The following is a 14,029-nucleotide window of genomic DNA, read 5'->3' as shown; positions in this document are numbered from 1 at the left end:
TCTAGGGTTTTCCCCTGGATTTGCGTCACCATGATTGTTCACGACCGCCCCAATGGGCTCACCCTCTTTGTCATGATGAGGGGGTCAATCTTGCAGCGCATCCGCTGGAAGCTTTGCCTGAACATCTTGCTGGCGCTGCTGGTGACGTTGGCCCATGGGTATCTGTTCGACATCAAGATCACGGTTACACCTATTCCATTCACCTTGATTGGCCTGCCGCTGGCCATCTTTTTGGGCTTTCGCAATAACACAGCGTATGACCGTTATTGGGAAGGACGCAAGCTCTGGGGGGATCTCAACATTCGTGCCCGAGTCATGGCACGCCAGTGTCTGAGCCTGATTCATATGGACCAGCCGCTGGATCCACGCAATCGTGCAGGCGATGTGCGGGTGCGCGTGGTGCATCGCACCCTGGCCCATGCGCATGCCTTGCGTGCGCAACTGCGCGGCCATATGGACGACAGGGCCGTGCAGCGTTGGCTGACCCAGGAAGACTGGGACAAGGTGCGTGACCTGCCGCTCAATTACCGTGGTGATGCCATTGTTCAAGCCAATGCCAATGATTTGACGCAAAGCATGCGGGAAGGGCGTATTGATGCCATCAACTACAACAAGATGGACGAAACCCTGACCTTCATGACATTTGCTGCCGCATCGTGCGAGCGCTTGCGCCACACGCCGATGCCGTTTTCGTACACCTTGCTGCTGCACCGTACGGCGCACCTGTATTGCTTTTTGTTGCCGTTTGGTCTGGTGGATGTCACAGGCTTTATGACTCCGTTTGTGGTGGCCATCGTGGCCTATACCTTCTTTGGCCTGGATGCCTTGGGGGATGAACTGGAAGAGCCTTTTGGCACAGACAACAACGATTTGCCGCTGGATGCCATGTGCCGCAGCATGGAAATGAATTTGCTGCATTTGCTTGGCGATCCGGAAATTCCTGCTCCCATGCAGCCCGTGCACAGCAAACTCACTTGATTGCTGCTTTGCGGCCATACAAAAAAAGCCACCTTTGGGTGGCTTTTTTTGTATGGAAAGGTAGGGTTGAAACCGTGTTTAGACTTCGCCAACCCCAGCGGTTTCCTGCATGCGGGCTGAGACTTCACCCAGATGATGCAGCGTGTCACCGTAGGTCATTTCCAGCTGCGTCAACTTCTTGAATTGGTGTGAAACGATGTACTCATCGGTGACGCCAATGCCACCATGCAGTTGCACTGCTTGCTGGCCTACAAAGCGCATGGATTGGCCCAGTTGCACACGTGCACGAGCAATGGCCCGGCGGCGTTGTGTGGCAGGCTGATCCAGCTGCAAGCTGGCGTAATAGCTCATGGAGCGAGCCAGCTCCAGTTGCATCTTCATGTCCGCCAGACGATGGCGCAGGGCCTGGAAGCTGGCAATGGCCACACCAAACTGCTTGCGCTGATTCAGGTAATCAGCCGTGATGCTCAGCACCTGATCCATCACACCCACTGCTTCTGCACAGACGGCTGCGCCGCCGGTGTCAACAGCCAATTCCAGCGCAGCCAGGCCTTCACTGCTGACCAGGGTGGCAGGACTTTGAACCGTTTCTACTTCAGCCGCACGACTGCCGTCCTGAGTGATATAGCCCTGGGTGCTGACGCCTGTCGCTGTGCGCTCCACCAAGAATAGCGCCTGTTGGCCGTTGAGCATGGCCGGAACCAAGAATGCATCGGCTTGGTCGCCGGCAGGGACCAGGCTTTTTCGCGCAGTCAGCACATAACCATCGCCGTTTTGTGTGGCCTGTGCTTCGCACTGATCCAGGCGGTAGCGGGCGCGGCGCTCTTGATGGGCGATTACCACCACTGCTTCACCACTGGCAATGCGCGGCAACCATTCGGCCTGAAGCGCTTCAGGTGCATATTGATTCAGTACTTTGGCTGCAATCAGACTTTGTGCCACCGGCTCCAGCACCATGCCGCGCCCCATCTCCTCCATGACCACCATGGCCTCTACGGCACCCATGTCCATGCCGCCCTGTTCTGCAGGCACGTTGAGCGCTGTCAGTCCCAACTCGGCGAGTGCATTCCAGGTATCGCGGCTGAATCCGCCTGCATTGACGGCTGCACGGCGGTGCTCAAAAGTGTAGGCTTTGTCCACCCAGCGGCGGGCTGCATCACGCAGTTGTTGCTGGTCATCAGAAAAATCGAAATCCATACATTTCTCCTGTTGCTGGGTGTTCGTTGGGCAATGGCACTTTGTGCCTGACAACCCAGCAAAGATTTAAGCGGAGTCTCCTCTCGGAGGGGAGCAGTCAGGGCGCACGTGGCGCGGACTGCCACGAGCTATTAACCGAGCAAGGTCTGCGCCACGATATTGCGTTGCACCTCATTGCTGCCACCGTAGATGGTGGTTTTGCGGAAGTTGAAGTAAGCCCCTGCCAGAGGAGCATTGCCTACGGCTCCGCCGGGGAAGTTGCCTTGCCATCCAGCTTCCATGGCCTCTTCAATGAAGGGCAGGCTGTAGGGGCCTGCGGCCAGCATCATCAGCTCGGTGTAGCGCTGCTGGATCTCGCTGCCCTTGATCTTGAGCAGTCCCGCAATATCCAGCGAATTCTTGCCACTCTTCTCTGCAGACAGCACGCGCAGCACAAGCATCTCCAACGCAATGATGTCCACCTCCAGCAAGGCGATCTGATCGCGGAAGCGGCTGTCTTCCCACACGCCTTCTTGTCTCGCAATGCGTTTGAGGCGTTCCAGTTCGCGTTTAGAGCGGTTCACGTCGGCAATATTGGTGCGCTCGTGTGCCAGCAGGTGTTTGGCATACGTCCAGCCTTTGTTTTCCTCACCGATCAGGTTCTCAACTGGAACCTTCACATTGTCGAAAAATACCTCGTTGACTTCACTCTCTCCATTGAGCAGCTTGATGGGGCGCACAGTCACACCTGGGCTTTTCATGTCCAGCAGCAAGAAGCTGATACCGGTCTGCGGTTTGCCTTCATTGCTGGTGCGTACCAGGTTGAACATCCAGTCGCCGTGCTGGCCCAGGGTGGTCCAGGTTTTTTGACCATTGACGATGTAGTGATCGCCCTGTCGCTCGGCCCGGGTTTTCAGGCTTGCCAAGTCAGAGCCCGATCCAGGCTCCGAGTAGCCCTGGCTCCACCAGACTTCACCACTGGCAATGCCGGGTAGAAAGCGCTTTTGCTGTTCGGGTGTGCCGTAGGCCATGATGACTGGGGCGACCATGACGGGGCCAAAAGGCAAGATGGTGGGAGCTCCTGCCAGTGCCAGTTCTTCCGCAAACAAATGTTTTTGCACGGCCCCCCAGCCCGGGCCGCCAAACTCTTTGGGCCAACCGTAGGCCAGCCAGCCTCTTTTGCCAAGCACCTTGGCCCAGCCCTGGATGTCATCACGGCTGAGGCGCAGGCCATCGCGCACTTTGGTGGCCAGTGCGGGGTCAAGGTTGTCATTGAGCCAAGCGCGTACTTCTGCGCGGAAGGCCTGTTCTTCGGGCGTGTATGCCAGGTCCATGCAAGTGCTCTCCTAGTTAGCTGTCCGGGCAGCAAGCCCGTCATGACTGAGAGATTGCCGCTGTATACCACTGCGTAACAACAGGGGGAACGCGCAGAACTTGTCGCCTAGGTGCCTTGCACGCTAGAGAATTCCGTTAGTCGGAATCTCCAAGCGCCGCGCAAAGCCGCTGTACCTGGGCTTCCAGTGCAGCCAGGCGGGTTTCCAATGCCTCGATACGACCTTCATCGGCGGGGGGGCAGTTTGTGGCGCCGGCGCCACTGGAGGCAGGGAGCACAGGCGTGCCGCACAGCAATTGGGCCCAGCGTGCCTCGCGTGCTCCCGGGGCTTTGGGTAAAAGGCGCACCAAGGCACCACCTTTTTCTTCGCTGCGCTCCTGCAACTCCTCCAGAAAGGCTTCAACCGAGCCTGTGTCCGCAAAACGATGCCAGCGCTCGGCGTTCGTGCGCAGCTCTGCCGCAGTTTGTGGGCCGCGCAGCATCAGCAGTCCGAGCAGAGCGCTGGATTGGCTGGGCACACCGAGCACGCGCTCAAAGTTGTGTTCCCAGCGCATGGCTCGCTGGCCGCTCACCTCAATCACCAAGTGGCGCTCACGCAAGCTGTCCAGCGCAGCCAGAATTTCTGCGTCACTCAGCGTCATGACTGGATCTCGGCTGGTTTTTTGGTTGCAGCCACTTGCCAGGCTATTGAGAGTCATGGGGTAGCTGTCGGGCACCGTGCGTGCTTTCTCCATGAGGGTGGCAAGCACACGTGCTTCAGTCGGAGACAAGGGAAAGTTCTGATGATCGAAGGTCATGGCAGGGATAATTGCGGCGCAATGAAAAACATCGTGATTTTGATCTCGGGCGGCGGATCCAATATGGCTGCCATTGTGAACGCAGCCAAACAGCAGGACTGGGCGCGCCGTTATGGCGCGCGCGTGGCTGCCGTGGTCAGCAACAAGGCTGATGCCAAAGGGCTGATTTTCGCCAAGGAGCAAGGGATTGCCACCGAGGTTCTGGATCACAAGCAGTTTGACAGTCGAGAGGCCTTTGACGCGCAATTGGCACAGGTTATTGATCGGTACGACCCCGCCGTGGTGGTGCTGGCAGGCTTTATGCGCATTTTGACGCCGGGTTTTGTGCAGCACTTCGAAGGCCGTATGGTCAATATTCATCCTTCTTTGCTACCTGCGTTTACCGGTTTGCATACACATCAGCGCGCCATTGACGCGGGCTGCAAGTTTGCTGGGTGTACCGTGCATGGCGTCACAGCCGAGCTTGATGTGGGGCCCATTCTGGAGCAAGCGGTGGTGCCCATCCTGCCCGAAGACACGGCGCAGACGCTGGCTGCGCGCATTCTCACGCAAGAGCACATCATTTATCCGCGTGCGATTGCAGCATTGCTGCAAAAACAGTCCTGAGCATCTTTGGACTGCAGTCTGCGCGCTGTTATGGCCAGCATGACTAGCTTTTGCAGTCTTTCATGGCTGCAGCAAGCGCGGGTTGACCTGTTGCACATAGCTTGTCAGTTGCGGCAGTGCGGTCCGCATCGCTGCGATTCTGACTGAGCTTGAACTTGGCCTCCACGCGCTCCACTGCTACTTCCAGGCCGACAATGTGTTCCAGCCTTTCAAGCAACGCATCGTGTGGCATGTCTTTAGGCCCCCATGGGCCTGCAGGGTCGGGCAGCAGTGCATGGATGTGGTTTTCATGTGTGCGTGTGAGCTTGCCAAGCACTCGCAACAAAAAGCGCGGATCAGTATGCAGGCGCACGCGACCGTGGATATGCACCACACGGTAGTTCCAGGTTGGAACCAGGAGGTGCGTGGCTTTTTTGCTTGGATACCAATTCGGTGAAATATAGGCTTGCTCAGCTCTGAAGATCACCAATACCTGATCACCATCGTGCAGCCGCTGTGCCAGCGGATTGGCCTTGGCGACATGGCCAATCAGGCGTATGCCACCAGCTTCAGGCTCCAGGGTTTCCAGCTCCCAAGGAATATGGTCGGCATCGAGCCCTCCCGTGTGCATGTGCACCAATGCGCCCAAGGGGTGGGCGCGTACCAGATTCAGAGCGTCTTGCGCATCGGCAGGTTCAAAGTGCGTAGGGATGTACATGGCTGAAGATGGCGGTAAGGCTTCAAACAATTCAGGTCATCATGCTGGAGAATGAGCTGGCCGGGGGAGGGGGGGCATCCAGCTAGGTCCCGGCGATCAATCTGGAGCCTGGACTTTGGAAAAGCGCGCTTGCGTGATGCCGTCAACCTCCACCGTTTCATTGAACATCGCAGCAGGGCGTACCCATAAGCCGTGCTCTCCATACAGAGCGCGGTACAGCGTCATGGGCTCCAGTGTTTCGCTGTGCCGCACGGTGTCGATCACCTCATACATCATGCCCTTGTAGTGGCGGTACAAGCCGGGCGGGGTTGTGATCATCGGGGGTAAGTTGTCAGAATCCATGCTGGAAACCCATAAATAGTGAGCGCCAGATGTTAATTGGGCACCTCTTGGATGCAAAGTCCCGGTTGCACGCATCAAGTGCCCTTCACTGTGCGCAGCATCAGCATCCAGTGTTGTGTCGGGAATTGTGGGCAGTGGGACAATAGCGGCTATGCATCCCAAAGCCCTTCTCGACGCTTGCGCTGAACTGGTCAAGCTGACCCTCCAATTCCAGCACCCCGCTGACGCCGTGGTGTCCCGTTATTTTCGCGATCACCGCAATCTTGGCCCCCGTGAGCGGGCGACGTTGGCCGAAACCACCTATACCGTGCTGCGCAAGAAAACCTTGTTTGAAGCACTGGCACGCTCTGGCTCGGGCCCCAAAGAGCGTCGTCTGGCCATTTTGGGCTTTCACGCGCCGCGCAATTTTCTGAAGGCTGCATTGAGCGAGCAGGAAGCCAAGTGGCTTGATGACTGCGACGCCGTCAAGCCAGAAGAGTTGCTGCCGCAGCACCGCCACAATCTGCCGCAATGGATGGCAGATGCTCTGCAAGCGCAGGTGGGCGACCAGTTTGAAGCCTTGGCTGCAAGCATGCTGGAGCCAGCTCCGTTGGATTTGCGCGTGAACGCCTTGAGCGCCAAGCGTGATGCTGTGCAAAAAGAGCTGGCAGCAGAAGGCGTGAAGCTGCAGCCCACACCGTTTTCCCCTTGGGGACTGCGTACGGATGAAAAGCCTGCGCTGACCAAACTGGCTGCCTTCAAGGATGGCCGTATTGAAGTGCAAGATGAAGGCTCGCAACTGCTGGCCTTGCTGCTGGACGCCAAACGCGGCGAAATGGTGGTGGACTTTTGTGCTGGTGCGGGTGGAAAAACGCTGGCCATCGGCGCACAAATGCGTAATACAGGACGTCTGTATGCATTTGACGTGTCGGCCCACCGCCTGGAGGCTCTCAAACCCCGTTTGGCGCGCAGCGGTTTGTCCAACGTGCACCCTGCGGCCTTGGCGCATGAGCGGGATGAGCGCGTCAAGCGTCTGGCGGGCAAGATTGACCGTGTGCTGGTGGATGCGCCTTGCTCGGGCTTGGGGACTTTGCGCCGCAACCCTGATTTGAAGTGGCGTCAGGACGAAAAGGCTGTGGCCGAGTTGAATGAAAAACAACGCTCCATTCTGAGCAGCGCGGCACGCATGGTGAAGTCTGGTGGTCGTCTGGTGTATGCCACTTGCTCGGTTTTGCCTGAAGAAAACGAGCGCATTGCGGAGGCTTTTCAAAAGGCTCACCCTGACTTCGTGCCACTTGATGCTGGAGAAGTGCTGACCCAGTTGAAGGTGGAGAACGCCAATGGACTTTGTGCGGGCGGTGAAACAGGTACGCAATATGTGCGTCTGTGGCCCCATACCCATCAGACCGATGGTTTCTTTGCCGCCGTGTGGCAGCGTAAGTAAAGCGCGTATTTCCCTGTCTATAGCAGCCCTGCAGCGCCATGTTGCAGGGCTTTTTTTTATAGCGTTGATTGCAGCAGCTGTACGCATTTGCTGTATTTGTGAGTGAATGTTCCCATTGGCTTTTCTTGTGTGCAGCGGTAACCATGGAGGTCTCCTACCCCTTCATGGTTATTGCCTGGGCACCATGTTGGGACACCCCAGCCAGTGCCTTGTACTGCAGATGGGTGGAACCAAACCAAGGAGTGCATCATGACCCATCCAAGTGATTCCAGAGACCCAGCTTATGTGCCGCCGCTTGAGGGCGAGCTGGGTGAACACCCTGTAGGCACGAGTGTGGGGGCTGCAGGTGGTGCTCTAACCGGCGCAGCGATTGGTAGTGTGGGCGGCCCTATCGGCGTGGCCGTGGGTGCCGTGGTCGGTGCGGTGGTAGGTGGCTTGGCTGGCAATGGCGCGGCGGAGTTGATCAACCCTACAGAAGAAGATGCGTACTGGCGCGACGCTTATGCGAAAGAGCCATACTACTCCAGCAACTATAGCTATGACGACTACGCCCCAGCCTATCGGGCCGGCTATACCAGCCGCATGGAGGGTAAGGAAAACTGGAACGATGCCCGTAGCGAATGGGAGCGGCGCTGGGATGAAGAGCACGCCAATGGCCGCTTGAAGTGGCAGGACGCCGAACCTGCCGTCAAATCAGCCTGGGAGCGAGCGAACAAGGCCTACGTGACCCAGAATCAAGGGTGACTTGCCGCGCACCGCCGATGCGAAGCGAGGCTACGGTTTCCCTAGGGCTGGGCAGCAGCTTCAATCTAGCCAGCGTTCCCCCGCAAGTTAACTATTCGCGGGGGCGCTGAAATGGGTATGTGCTTTAGTTTGTGCTTGTTTCTAGAGGAGGCGCCCCAGGCGCTTTTCGAGCTGTTTCTTTTCCCACGCTGCATCAAAGAACGGCATCCATTGGAGTGTCGCGGCTGCATGGAATGCGATCCCAATTCCCCAGCCCAAAGCTGGCCAGTAAAACCAGAGAATGTGGGGTGTGACCAAAAGATTGATGGCGGCAAGCAAAGTGATGACGATGAGGTACTTGACCAAGTGCAGGCAAAACCTCTTGAGCTGACGTACTTGGCGTAACGCAATCCGCTCATCTTGGGTGCGGGTAGATGCTGAAGGCATGGCAGTTTCACTCGATAAGATGGAGAAATCGATCTCTAAGACCGAAGCGAGTGACTTCAGGGATTCTGTGCTGGGCATGCTGCCGTTTTCAATACGCTGGATGGTGCGCACACTGAGCCCGCTGAGTTCGGCCAGTTGTTGCTGCGACCAGCCTCGCTGCAGCCTAAGTTTCTGGAGGTGCATAGAGATTCCTTTCGTCACACCGCAGACTGCCATCTGAACGCAAAACTCACCACGACATGCAGGCGACACGGAGGTGACATCTGCATGACTTCAGAGGAGTAACTGATAGCGGCGGCCAATGAACAGGCTGTGTACGAAACCTTGAGTCTTCCCGGGCAAGCACTTCCTCGTACCATCCGCAGATGACTGCACAGTACGAAAACCTTCCCGCACTGGATATGTGGAGGGATTTTTTCAAAGTTACCCCTTCGGAGCATCCTGCTGAGCGCCAGATGCGTGCTCGACGTATGGCCGGTTTTATATGGGCCAAGGCCCAGCCAGACACTGCAACAGCCGATCTTGCTGCACCAGTACCTGCGCCTGCAGTCTTCAGCGAAAGCTCCTCCGGACTGGCATCGGCGGGTAAAAAAGCGATCCAGGCTGAACGGGAGTGGGTTCGTGCTCAGTGGGGCTTTGTGCCAAGCTGGGTGAAGTCAGCCAAAGATGCCAAACTGCGTGCCCCAAAATTATTGGTGGCGCTCAATGAAACCGTGAGCACGGCCCAGGCTTTTCGGGATGCGTGGCTGGCAGGACAACGCTGCATCATTCCCATGCAGGCGTTTTATGTCGACGATTTGCGTACTGGCAAGCCTGTGCCCACACGCATTGCTCGTGTCGATGGACAGCCTATGGGGATCGCTGGTGTTTGGGGCAGCTGGAAAGATCCAGAAACTGGTGCTGAGTTGTTGAGCTATGCCGTTTTGACCGTCAACGCCAACAGCCATGCATTGATGCGCCGTTATGGCCCACAAGGTGCGGATCGGCGCATGCCCGCTGTTTTGGGCGAGGGAACATATGACGCTTGGTTGACCGCTCGACCTGAAAAAGCACGTGAATTCTTGAGAGCCTATCCGGCCAACTGGCTGCTGGCCAACCCTGTGGAAAACAAACAGGGCAAAAAGCCCAAAGGTATTTTTTGACCAAGGGCATGTCTGCAGGCTGCATATTGCTGCAGCAGGAGTGCAGAGCATGTCGGTTGAGCCGTCCCTTTGCAAGGGATGCTGTCAGACCATTTATTAGCTGCACCTAAGGACTTTCTGGTGCTTCGGATGGGGCAGACAGTGGGCGCTTGAGTGGCCAGTCCAGATGGATTTCAGCCAGCATGCGAGGCTCGGCATTTGATGCATCAGGTGTGCGGATCTCCAATGCTTCAATACGAATACCCTGCACATGCTTTGGCAGCGAGAGCGTGTGCGATTGCTGGTAGTTATACCCACGGATCAAGGCTGCTTCTTTGCCAGGAATGCGGCGTACCTGTACCCAGTGCTTCACGGTAAGTTGCGTGCCTTGAATCTCTTGCTCGGTACGAATGCGTTGCAGTCGGTTGATGCTCAATCCGCCGGATGCAATATTGCCCTGCAGCGTGTAGCCCAAGCTGTTGTGGGTGGCGTGTTCAAGCCTAATGGCGGGCTCCAGGCGCTCATTGACAACAACAAATCGGGTGCGGAAATGCCTGGTTTTCGTATCCGGATCAATGAGTTCTACCCTTTGTGGCTTGACCAGAAGGGTGGTCACTACCGGTTCCGTGCTGGATGCGTGCACCTTCAAAACGATGACACCTGCGCAGAGCGTCAATAACAGCTTGTTCATGGCAAGGCTTGAAAGGGAGAGTTGTCACTCCTGCTGAGAAAAGTACTGCGCAGCGTGACGAGTGCACCATCGTAGCGCACCTGACTGGGTATGGGCTTGGTAGATAAAGGAGTAACGATTGGTGCCTGATGAACAGGCACCATGTATCAGGAGAGGCGATTTTTAAGCGCTGGCGGACTCTTCCAAGAGTGCATCAACTGAGGCGTGTGCGGCCAAAGTCTGGGCACAGGCGTTGGCTGCCTCTTCTCCCTTTTTCACAAAGTGGCTGCGGAAAAAGTCGAGCAAATCTTCGGAGGGCTGGAAGTTGTAGGGTGTCAGTGCCACCGAGAACACGGGCACGCCGGTATCGAGTTGCACGCGCATGAGGCCGTCCACGACGGCGGCGGAGACAAACTCGTGGTGGTAAATACCTCCGTTGACGATGACGGCGCAGCCAATCACGGCATCAAATTTGCCTGAGTCAGCGAGTTTTTTCGCCATGAGCGGAATTTCAAAGGCTCCAGGCACTTCTACCTGGTGAATGCGTGCAGGCGCAGCACCAAGGATTTGCAGTTGCCGGGCACAGGCATTGCGTGCGTTGTGCACCACATCGCTGTGCCAGTTGGCACTGATGATGGCGATACGGGCCTGTGCCAACGCTGCCTGGGTTTCAGCTGGTGTGGCGGAAGGGGTCAAGGTCTGATTCATGGTTTGAGTCTTTCTAAGACGTAGAACAAATGAATCAGGGCGCGCGAAGGCAGACGCAGCCAAGAACAGGCGCGCAGACAAGCGCACTGTCCAAAAGCTGGATAGGACTAGCTTCACGTTTCTCTTTCATCCGGACTGTTACCGTCGGCCCAAGAATCTCACTTGGTCTGCTGACCTTGCACAATTGCTTCTGCAAGCGCTCGCGGGCTTGCAACCAAGGTTGCTCACCGCCGGTGGGGAATTTCACCCCGCCCTGAGAACGTATGTCGCTACTTTCAATAAGCGGCGACAAAGTTGATTCTATGCCTAGCCGGAGATCGTTCCAAGTTGCGCATGCAATAAAAAAGCCCTCCAAAGAGGGCGCTTCACATGCAAAAAATGCATGCAAGGAGTGTTGAAAATGTTTACCGCTTTTTGGTGATGAGATCCAAATAGGACTCGTGAAGCAGCGAGTCCAGCGGAACCCCGAGCTTCTCCATGAGCATTTCGGTAATCATTGCACCATTGGATGAGGGCTCGTTATCTGCGAGTTCAGTCTGGATCTCAATGAAGTGGCCAAGGTCCTGAATCCAGTCAACATGCACGCGTGTGCGGTCAACAAAGAACAAAGTGCGCATTTTCTTCACACGCCCAATCTGACCATAAGCATGGCTGAGCAGGGCCCGCAGCGAGTCAGGCTGGGTGGTGGGTGATTTGGAAAAAATGGATTCGTCCGGGCCGCTCTTGGCGCTGCGCTGATAAAAGATCAGCTCTCCGTTGCCGTCACTGAACTGGCGCAGCGTGAGTCGTCCGTTGTTACATTGGAAGTAGGTGTCATCCTGGCTGATGAGCGCGGGGCCGGCTGTGGCGAGCTGGCTGATCCTTCCTCGGAGCATGTCAAGGTCATCAATGCGTGCTTTGATCTCGATGCTTCGTGCCATATGCTCTCCCTCTAGAAAATTATCAATCCATCGTATGCGATCAGCATAAACCGCAACCTTTTAGTGCGTTAAAAGCTTGCTGCATGGGTGTGATGCATCTCGACTGAACTGTTGCAGAACAGCCAGTGCAATCATGATGTGATCAAAGTCCTTGAACTGGATTGCCTTGCTCTGGCTGAAGCGCTTGAAGTGCGTGAAGTGCAGCCCAAGTATTGGCCTGGGAATAAAAAAACCGCCTCCAGCTTGCGCTGTGGCGGTTTTTTTCCGAGAGCCGGCTGAATTACTTCAGCTTGGCTTCCTTGTACTCGACGTGCTTGCGAGCCTTGGGGTCGAACTTGATGATCGACATCTTTTCAGGCATCGTCTTCTTGTTCTTGGTTGTGGTGTAGAAGTGACCTGTGCCAGCAGTCGAAGCCAGCTTGATCTTTTCGCGTCCGCCTTTAGCAGCCATTTTTATGCTCCTTGAGGAAATTAAGCCTGGCCACGAGCACGCATGTCTGCGAGCACGGAGTCGATGCCGTTCTTGTCGATCAGACGCAGGGCAGCGCTGGAAACACGCAGGCGCACCCAGCGGTTTTCGCTCTCAACCCAGAAACGACGGTACTGCAGGTTGGGCAGGAAACGACGCTTGGTCTTGTTGTTTGCGTGGGAAACGTTGTTGCCCACCATGGGCTTCTTGCCCGTAACTTCACATACGCGTGCCATTTGGACACTCCGATATTTGAAACGGTCGCCGACTCCGGAACCTTGCAGGAGCAAAGATGTGTCGACAACCTCACCTCGCCAGATAAAGGGTGGCGGTAACCCAAATTTGTTGCAGCAGGTGCCGTGCAAGCACAGTCCAATTGCAGCAAAGCCAGCGATTATACGGGCTTTCTGAAAAAAGGCGTGAGACGACAGGGTTTTAGCATGCCGTCCCGCGTCGTTTAAAGCTTATTGGTCCAGGAAGCGTTGGGCATCCAGTGCTGCCATGCAGCCTGTGCCAGCGCTGGTGATGGCCTGACGGTACACATCATCTTGCACGTCGCCAGCAGCGAACACGCCAGGGACACTGGTTTGGGTGGCAAAGCCCTTGCGGCCACCCTGGGTGACGATGTAGCCGTTTTCCATCTCCAACTGCCCCTTGAAAATATCGGTGTTGGGTGAATGCCCAATGGCGATGAAGCAGCCTTGCAGGGCGATATCTTCGGTCGAACCGTCTTGGGTGCTCTTGATGCGGATGCCCGTGACGCCAGATGTGTCTCCGAGCACTTCATCCAGAGTGAAGTGAGTTTTGAGTTCAATCTTGCCTTCTCTGACCTTCTCCATCATCTTGTCAACCAGGATGGGTTCAGCTGTGAACTTGTCGCGGCGGTGCACCACAGTCACCTTGGATGCAATGTTGGACAGGTACAACGCTTCTTCGACAGCAGTGTTGCCGCCACCAACCACACATACGGGTTGTTCACGGTAGAAGAAACCATCGCAAGTGGCGCAGCCGGAAACACCGCGGCCCATGAACGCTTCTTCCGAAGGCAGGCCGAGATATTTGGCCGAGGCACCAGTGGCAATGATCAGGCTGTCGCAGGTGTAGGTGCCGCTGTCACCGGTCAAGGTGAAGGGGCGCTGAGAGAGATCCACGCTGTGAATGTGGTCAAACACCAGCTGAGCCTTGAAGCGTTCGGCGTGCTCCATGAAGCGCTGCATCAGCTCAGGGCCCTGCACACCATTGACATCTGCGGGCCAGTTGTCGACTTCGGTGGTGGTCATCAATTGACCGCCTTGGGCCATGCCCGTCACCAACATCGGGTTGAGGTTGGCGCGCGCGGCATAGATGGCAGCGGTATAGCCGGCAGGGCCGGAGCCCAGAATCAAAACTTTGGCGTGTTGGTTGTTGGACATGTTGCTTTTCAAAGAGGGCGCTGTGCACGGATGCAGCGCAGTTGAACACTCGAATTGGCACCATTGCAGGCATGGAAAGCTTGCTGTGGTCAGTCTTGCATTGTAGAAAGCTGGCGGTGTCCTTGGGATGCGTATCCATAAACTGGCTCATAGCCGCAGGCTACTAGGATCTGCGTGCCTCAAGATATGCGGTACACGATGGTTCTG

Annotated in this window: 17 protein-coding genes and 1 riboswitch; of the genes, 5 read left to right on the top strand and 12 right to left on the bottom strand. The window is 56.3% G+C overall.

Annotated features, from left to right (window positions below; genetic code table 11):
- Positions 1–30: 30 nt before the first annotated feature.
- Positions 31–978 carry a bestrophin family protein gene (locus QEP11_RS02455; protein ID WP_284334987.1) on the top strand — a complete coding sequence of 316 codons (948 nt, stop codon included), beginning with the start codon at positions 31–33 and terminating at the stop codon, positions 976–978.
- A 78-nt stretch (positions 979–1,056) separates the two neighbouring features.
- Here the strand turns inward: QEP11_RS02455 and QEP11_RS02450 are convergent, their stop codons facing one another.
- The 3 genes from QEP11_RS02450 to QEP11_RS02440 all read right to left on the bottom strand — a co-directional run bounded on the left by QEP11_RS02450 (position 1,057) and on the right by QEP11_RS02440 (position 4,284).
- A complete protein-coding gene (locus QEP11_RS02450) occupies positions 1,057–2,175 on the bottom strand; it encodes an acyl-CoA dehydrogenase family protein (protein ID WP_284334986.1) in 1,119 nt (372 codons plus the stop codon).
- Positions 2,176–2,306: 131 nt separating this feature from the next.
- Entirely contained in the window at positions 2,307–3,488 is a 1,182-nt protein-coding gene (locus QEP11_RS02445) for an acyl-CoA dehydrogenase family protein (RefSeq protein ID WP_284334985.1), read from the bottom strand.
- A gap of 136 nt (positions 3,489–3,624) precedes the next feature.
- Positions 3,625–4,284 carry a YceH family protein gene (locus tag QEP11_RS02440; protein ID WP_284334984.1) on the bottom strand — a complete coding sequence of 220 codons (660 nt, stop codon included), beginning with the start codon at positions 4,282–4,284 and terminating at the stop codon, positions 3,625–3,627.
- A gap of 21 nt (positions 4,285–4,305) precedes the next feature.
- On the opposite strand from QEP11_RS02440, the gene purN reads away from it, so the two are divergent.
- Positions 4,306–4,890 (top strand): phosphoribosylglycinamide formyltransferase, encoded by a 585-nt coding sequence (gene purN, locus QEP11_RS02435; protein WP_284335199.1) that lies wholly within the window; start codon positions 4,306–4,308, stop codon positions 4,888–4,890.
- 43 nt (positions 4,891–4,933) lie between these two features.
- On the opposite strand, the gene QEP11_RS02430 is transcribed toward purN, so the two are convergent.
- Together QEP11_RS02430 and QEP11_RS02425 are read right to left on the bottom strand one after the other, a co-directional pair.
- Positions 4,934–5,587, bottom strand: coding sequence for an FMN-binding negative transcriptional regulator (locus QEP11_RS02430; protein ID WP_284334983.1), 654 nt, complete (start codon positions 5,585–5,587; stop codon positions 4,934–4,936).
- A gap of 96 nt (positions 5,588–5,683) precedes the next feature.
- Positions 5,684–5,929 carry a DUF1653 domain-containing protein gene (locus QEP11_RS02425; protein ID WP_284334981.1) on the bottom strand — a complete coding sequence of 82 codons (246 nt, stop codon included), beginning with the start codon at positions 5,927–5,929 and terminating at the stop codon, positions 5,684–5,686.
- Between the two features lie 151 nt (positions 5,930–6,080).
- Between QEP11_RS02425 and QEP11_RS02420 the strand changes: the two genes are divergently transcribed.
- Positions 6,081–7,352 carry an RsmB/NOP family class I SAM-dependent RNA methyltransferase gene (locus QEP11_RS02420; RefSeq protein ID WP_284334980.1) on the top strand — a complete coding sequence of 424 codons (1,272 nt, stop codon included), beginning with the start codon at positions 6,081–6,083 and terminating at the stop codon, positions 7,350–7,352.
- A gap of 249 nt (positions 7,353–7,601) precedes the next feature.
- Positions 7,602–8,096 (top strand): hypothetical protein, encoded by a 495-nt coding sequence (locus tag QEP11_RS02415; protein ID WP_284334979.1) that lies wholly within the window; start codon positions 7,602–7,604, stop codon positions 8,094–8,096.
- A 141-nt stretch (positions 8,097–8,237) separates the two neighbouring features.
- Here QEP11_RS02415 and QEP11_RS02410 read toward each other — a convergent pair whose 3' ends face one another.
- The gene (locus QEP11_RS02410) at positions 8,238–8,705 is read right to left on the bottom strand and encodes a helix-turn-helix domain-containing protein (RefSeq protein ID WP_284334978.1); all 468 of its coding nucleotides are present in this window, start codon (positions 8,703–8,705) and stop codon (positions 8,238–8,240) included.
- Between the two features lie 182 nt (positions 8,706–8,887).
- Here QEP11_RS02410 and QEP11_RS02405 point away from each other — a divergent pair, with 182 nt between their 5' ends.
- A complete protein-coding gene (locus QEP11_RS02405) occupies positions 8,888–9,664 on the top strand; it encodes an SOS response-associated peptidase (protein ID WP_284334977.1) in 777 nt (258 codons plus the stop codon).
- A 106-nt stretch (positions 9,665–9,770) separates the two neighbouring features.
- Here QEP11_RS02405 and QEP11_RS02400 read toward each other — a convergent pair whose 3' ends face one another.
- The 6 genes from QEP11_RS02400 to trxB form a co-directional block, all read right to left on the bottom strand.
- Entirely contained in the window at positions 9,771–10,334 is a 564-nt protein-coding gene (locus QEP11_RS02400) for a hypothetical protein (RefSeq protein WP_284334976.1), read from the bottom strand.
- A gap of 162 nt (positions 10,335–10,496) precedes the next feature.
- Positions 10,497–11,021 (bottom strand): 6,7-dimethyl-8-ribityllumazine synthase, encoded by a 525-nt coding sequence (locus tag QEP11_RS02395; protein WP_284334975.1) that lies wholly within the window; start codon positions 11,019–11,021, stop codon positions 10,497–10,499.
- Between the two features lie 113 nt (positions 11,022–11,134).
- A riboswitch (FMN riboswitch) is annotated at positions 11,135–11,286 on the bottom strand.
- Between the two features lie 139 nt (positions 11,287–11,425).
- Positions 11,426–11,941 carry a class IV adenylate cyclase gene (locus tag QEP11_RS02390; RefSeq protein ID WP_284334974.1) on the bottom strand — a complete coding sequence of 172 codons (516 nt, stop codon included), beginning with the start codon at positions 11,939–11,941 and terminating at the stop codon, positions 11,426–11,428.
- 280 nt (positions 11,942–12,221) lie between these two features.
- Entirely contained in the window at positions 12,222–12,392 is a 171-nt protein-coding gene (gene rpmG / locus QEP11_RS02385) for a 50S ribosomal protein L33 (RefSeq protein WP_027014627.1), read from the bottom strand.
- A gap of 20 nt (positions 12,393–12,412) precedes the next feature.
- A complete protein-coding gene (gene rpmB, locus QEP11_RS02380) occupies positions 12,413–12,646 on the bottom strand; it encodes a 50S ribosomal protein L28 (protein ID WP_003058229.1) in 234 nt (77 codons plus the stop codon).
- A 228-nt stretch (positions 12,647–12,874) separates the two neighbouring features.
- On the bottom strand, positions 12,875–13,822 hold the full coding sequence (gene trxB, locus QEP11_RS02375) for a thioredoxin-disulfide reductase (RefSeq protein ID WP_284334970.1): 948 nt from the start codon (positions 13,820–13,822) through the stop codon (positions 12,875–12,877).
- Between the last annotated feature and the right edge of the window lie 207 nt (positions 13,823–14,029).

The sequence above is a fragment of the Comamonas halotolerans genome (assembly GCF_030162935.1).
Lineage (GTDB): Bacteria > Pseudomonadota > Gammaproteobacteria > Burkholderiales > Burkholderiaceae_C > Comamonas > Comamonas halotolerans.
This window is presented reverse-complemented; position numbering and strand designations above follow the sequence as displayed.

Excerpts from the sequence above, each read along its gene's own strand:
- QEP11_RS02410 (WP_284334978.1), bottom strand. The coding sequence starts at position 8,705 with ATGCACCTCCAGAAACTTAGGCTGCAGCGAGGCTGGTCGCAGCAACAA.
- QEP11_RS02400 (WP_284334976.1), bottom strand. The coding sequence starts at position 10,334 with ATGAACAAGCTGTTATTGACGCTCTGCGCAGGTGTCATCGTTTTGAAG.
- QEP11_RS02420 (WP_284334980.1), top strand. The coding sequence starts at position 6,081 with ATGCATCCCAAAGCCCTTCTCGACGCTTGCGCTGAACTGGTCAAGCTG.
- QEP11_RS02430 (WP_284334983.1), bottom strand. The coding sequence starts at position 5,587 with ATGTACATCCCTACGCACTTTGAACCTGCCGATGCGCAAGACGCTCTG.
- QEP11_RS02440 (WP_284334984.1), bottom strand. The coding sequence starts at position 4,284 with ATGACCTTCGATCATCAGAACTTTCCCTTGTCTCCGACTGAAGCACGT.
- rpmG (WP_027014627.1), bottom strand. The coding sequence starts at position 12,392 with ATGGCTGCTAAAGGCGGACGCGAAAAGATCAAGCTGGCTTCGACTGCT.
- purN (WP_284335199.1), top strand. The coding sequence starts at position 4,306 with ATGAAAAACATCGTGATTTTGATCTCGGGCGGCGGATCCAATATGGCT.
- QEP11_RS02455 (WP_284334987.1), top strand. The coding sequence starts at position 31 with ATGATTGTTCACGACCGCCCCAATGGGCTCACCCTCTTTGTCATGATG.
- QEP11_RS02395 (WP_284334975.1), bottom strand. The coding sequence starts at position 11,021 with ATGAATCAGACCTTGACCCCTTCCGCCACACCAGCTGAAACCCAGGCA.
- QEP11_RS02415 (WP_284334979.1), top strand. The coding sequence starts at position 7,602 with ATGACCCATCCAAGTGATTCCAGAGACCCAGCTTATGTGCCGCCGCTT.
- QEP11_RS02445 (WP_284334985.1), bottom strand. The coding sequence starts at position 3,488 with ATGGACCTGGCATACACGCCCGAAGAACAGGCCTTCCGCGCAGAAGTA.
- rpmB (WP_003058229.1), bottom strand. The coding sequence starts at position 12,646 with ATGGCACGCGTATGTGAAGTTACGGGCAAGAAGCCCATGGTGGGCAAC.
- QEP11_RS02405 (WP_284334977.1), top strand. The coding sequence starts at position 8,888 with ATGACTGCACAGTACGAAAACCTTCCCGCACTGGATATGTGGAGGGAT.
- trxB (WP_284334970.1), bottom strand. The coding sequence starts at position 13,822 with ATGTCCAACAACCAACACGCCAAAGTTTTGATTCTGGGCTCCGGCCCT.
- QEP11_RS02425 (WP_284334981.1), bottom strand. The coding sequence starts at position 5,929 with ATGGATTCTGACAACTTACCCCCGATGATCACAACCCCGCCCGGCTTG.
- QEP11_RS02390 (WP_284334974.1), bottom strand. The coding sequence starts at position 11,941 with ATGGCACGAAGCATCGAGATCAAAGCACGCATTGATGACCTTGACATG.
- QEP11_RS02450 (WP_284334986.1), bottom strand. The coding sequence starts at position 2,175 with ATGGATTTCGATTTTTCTGATGACCAGCAACAACTGCGTGATGCAGCC.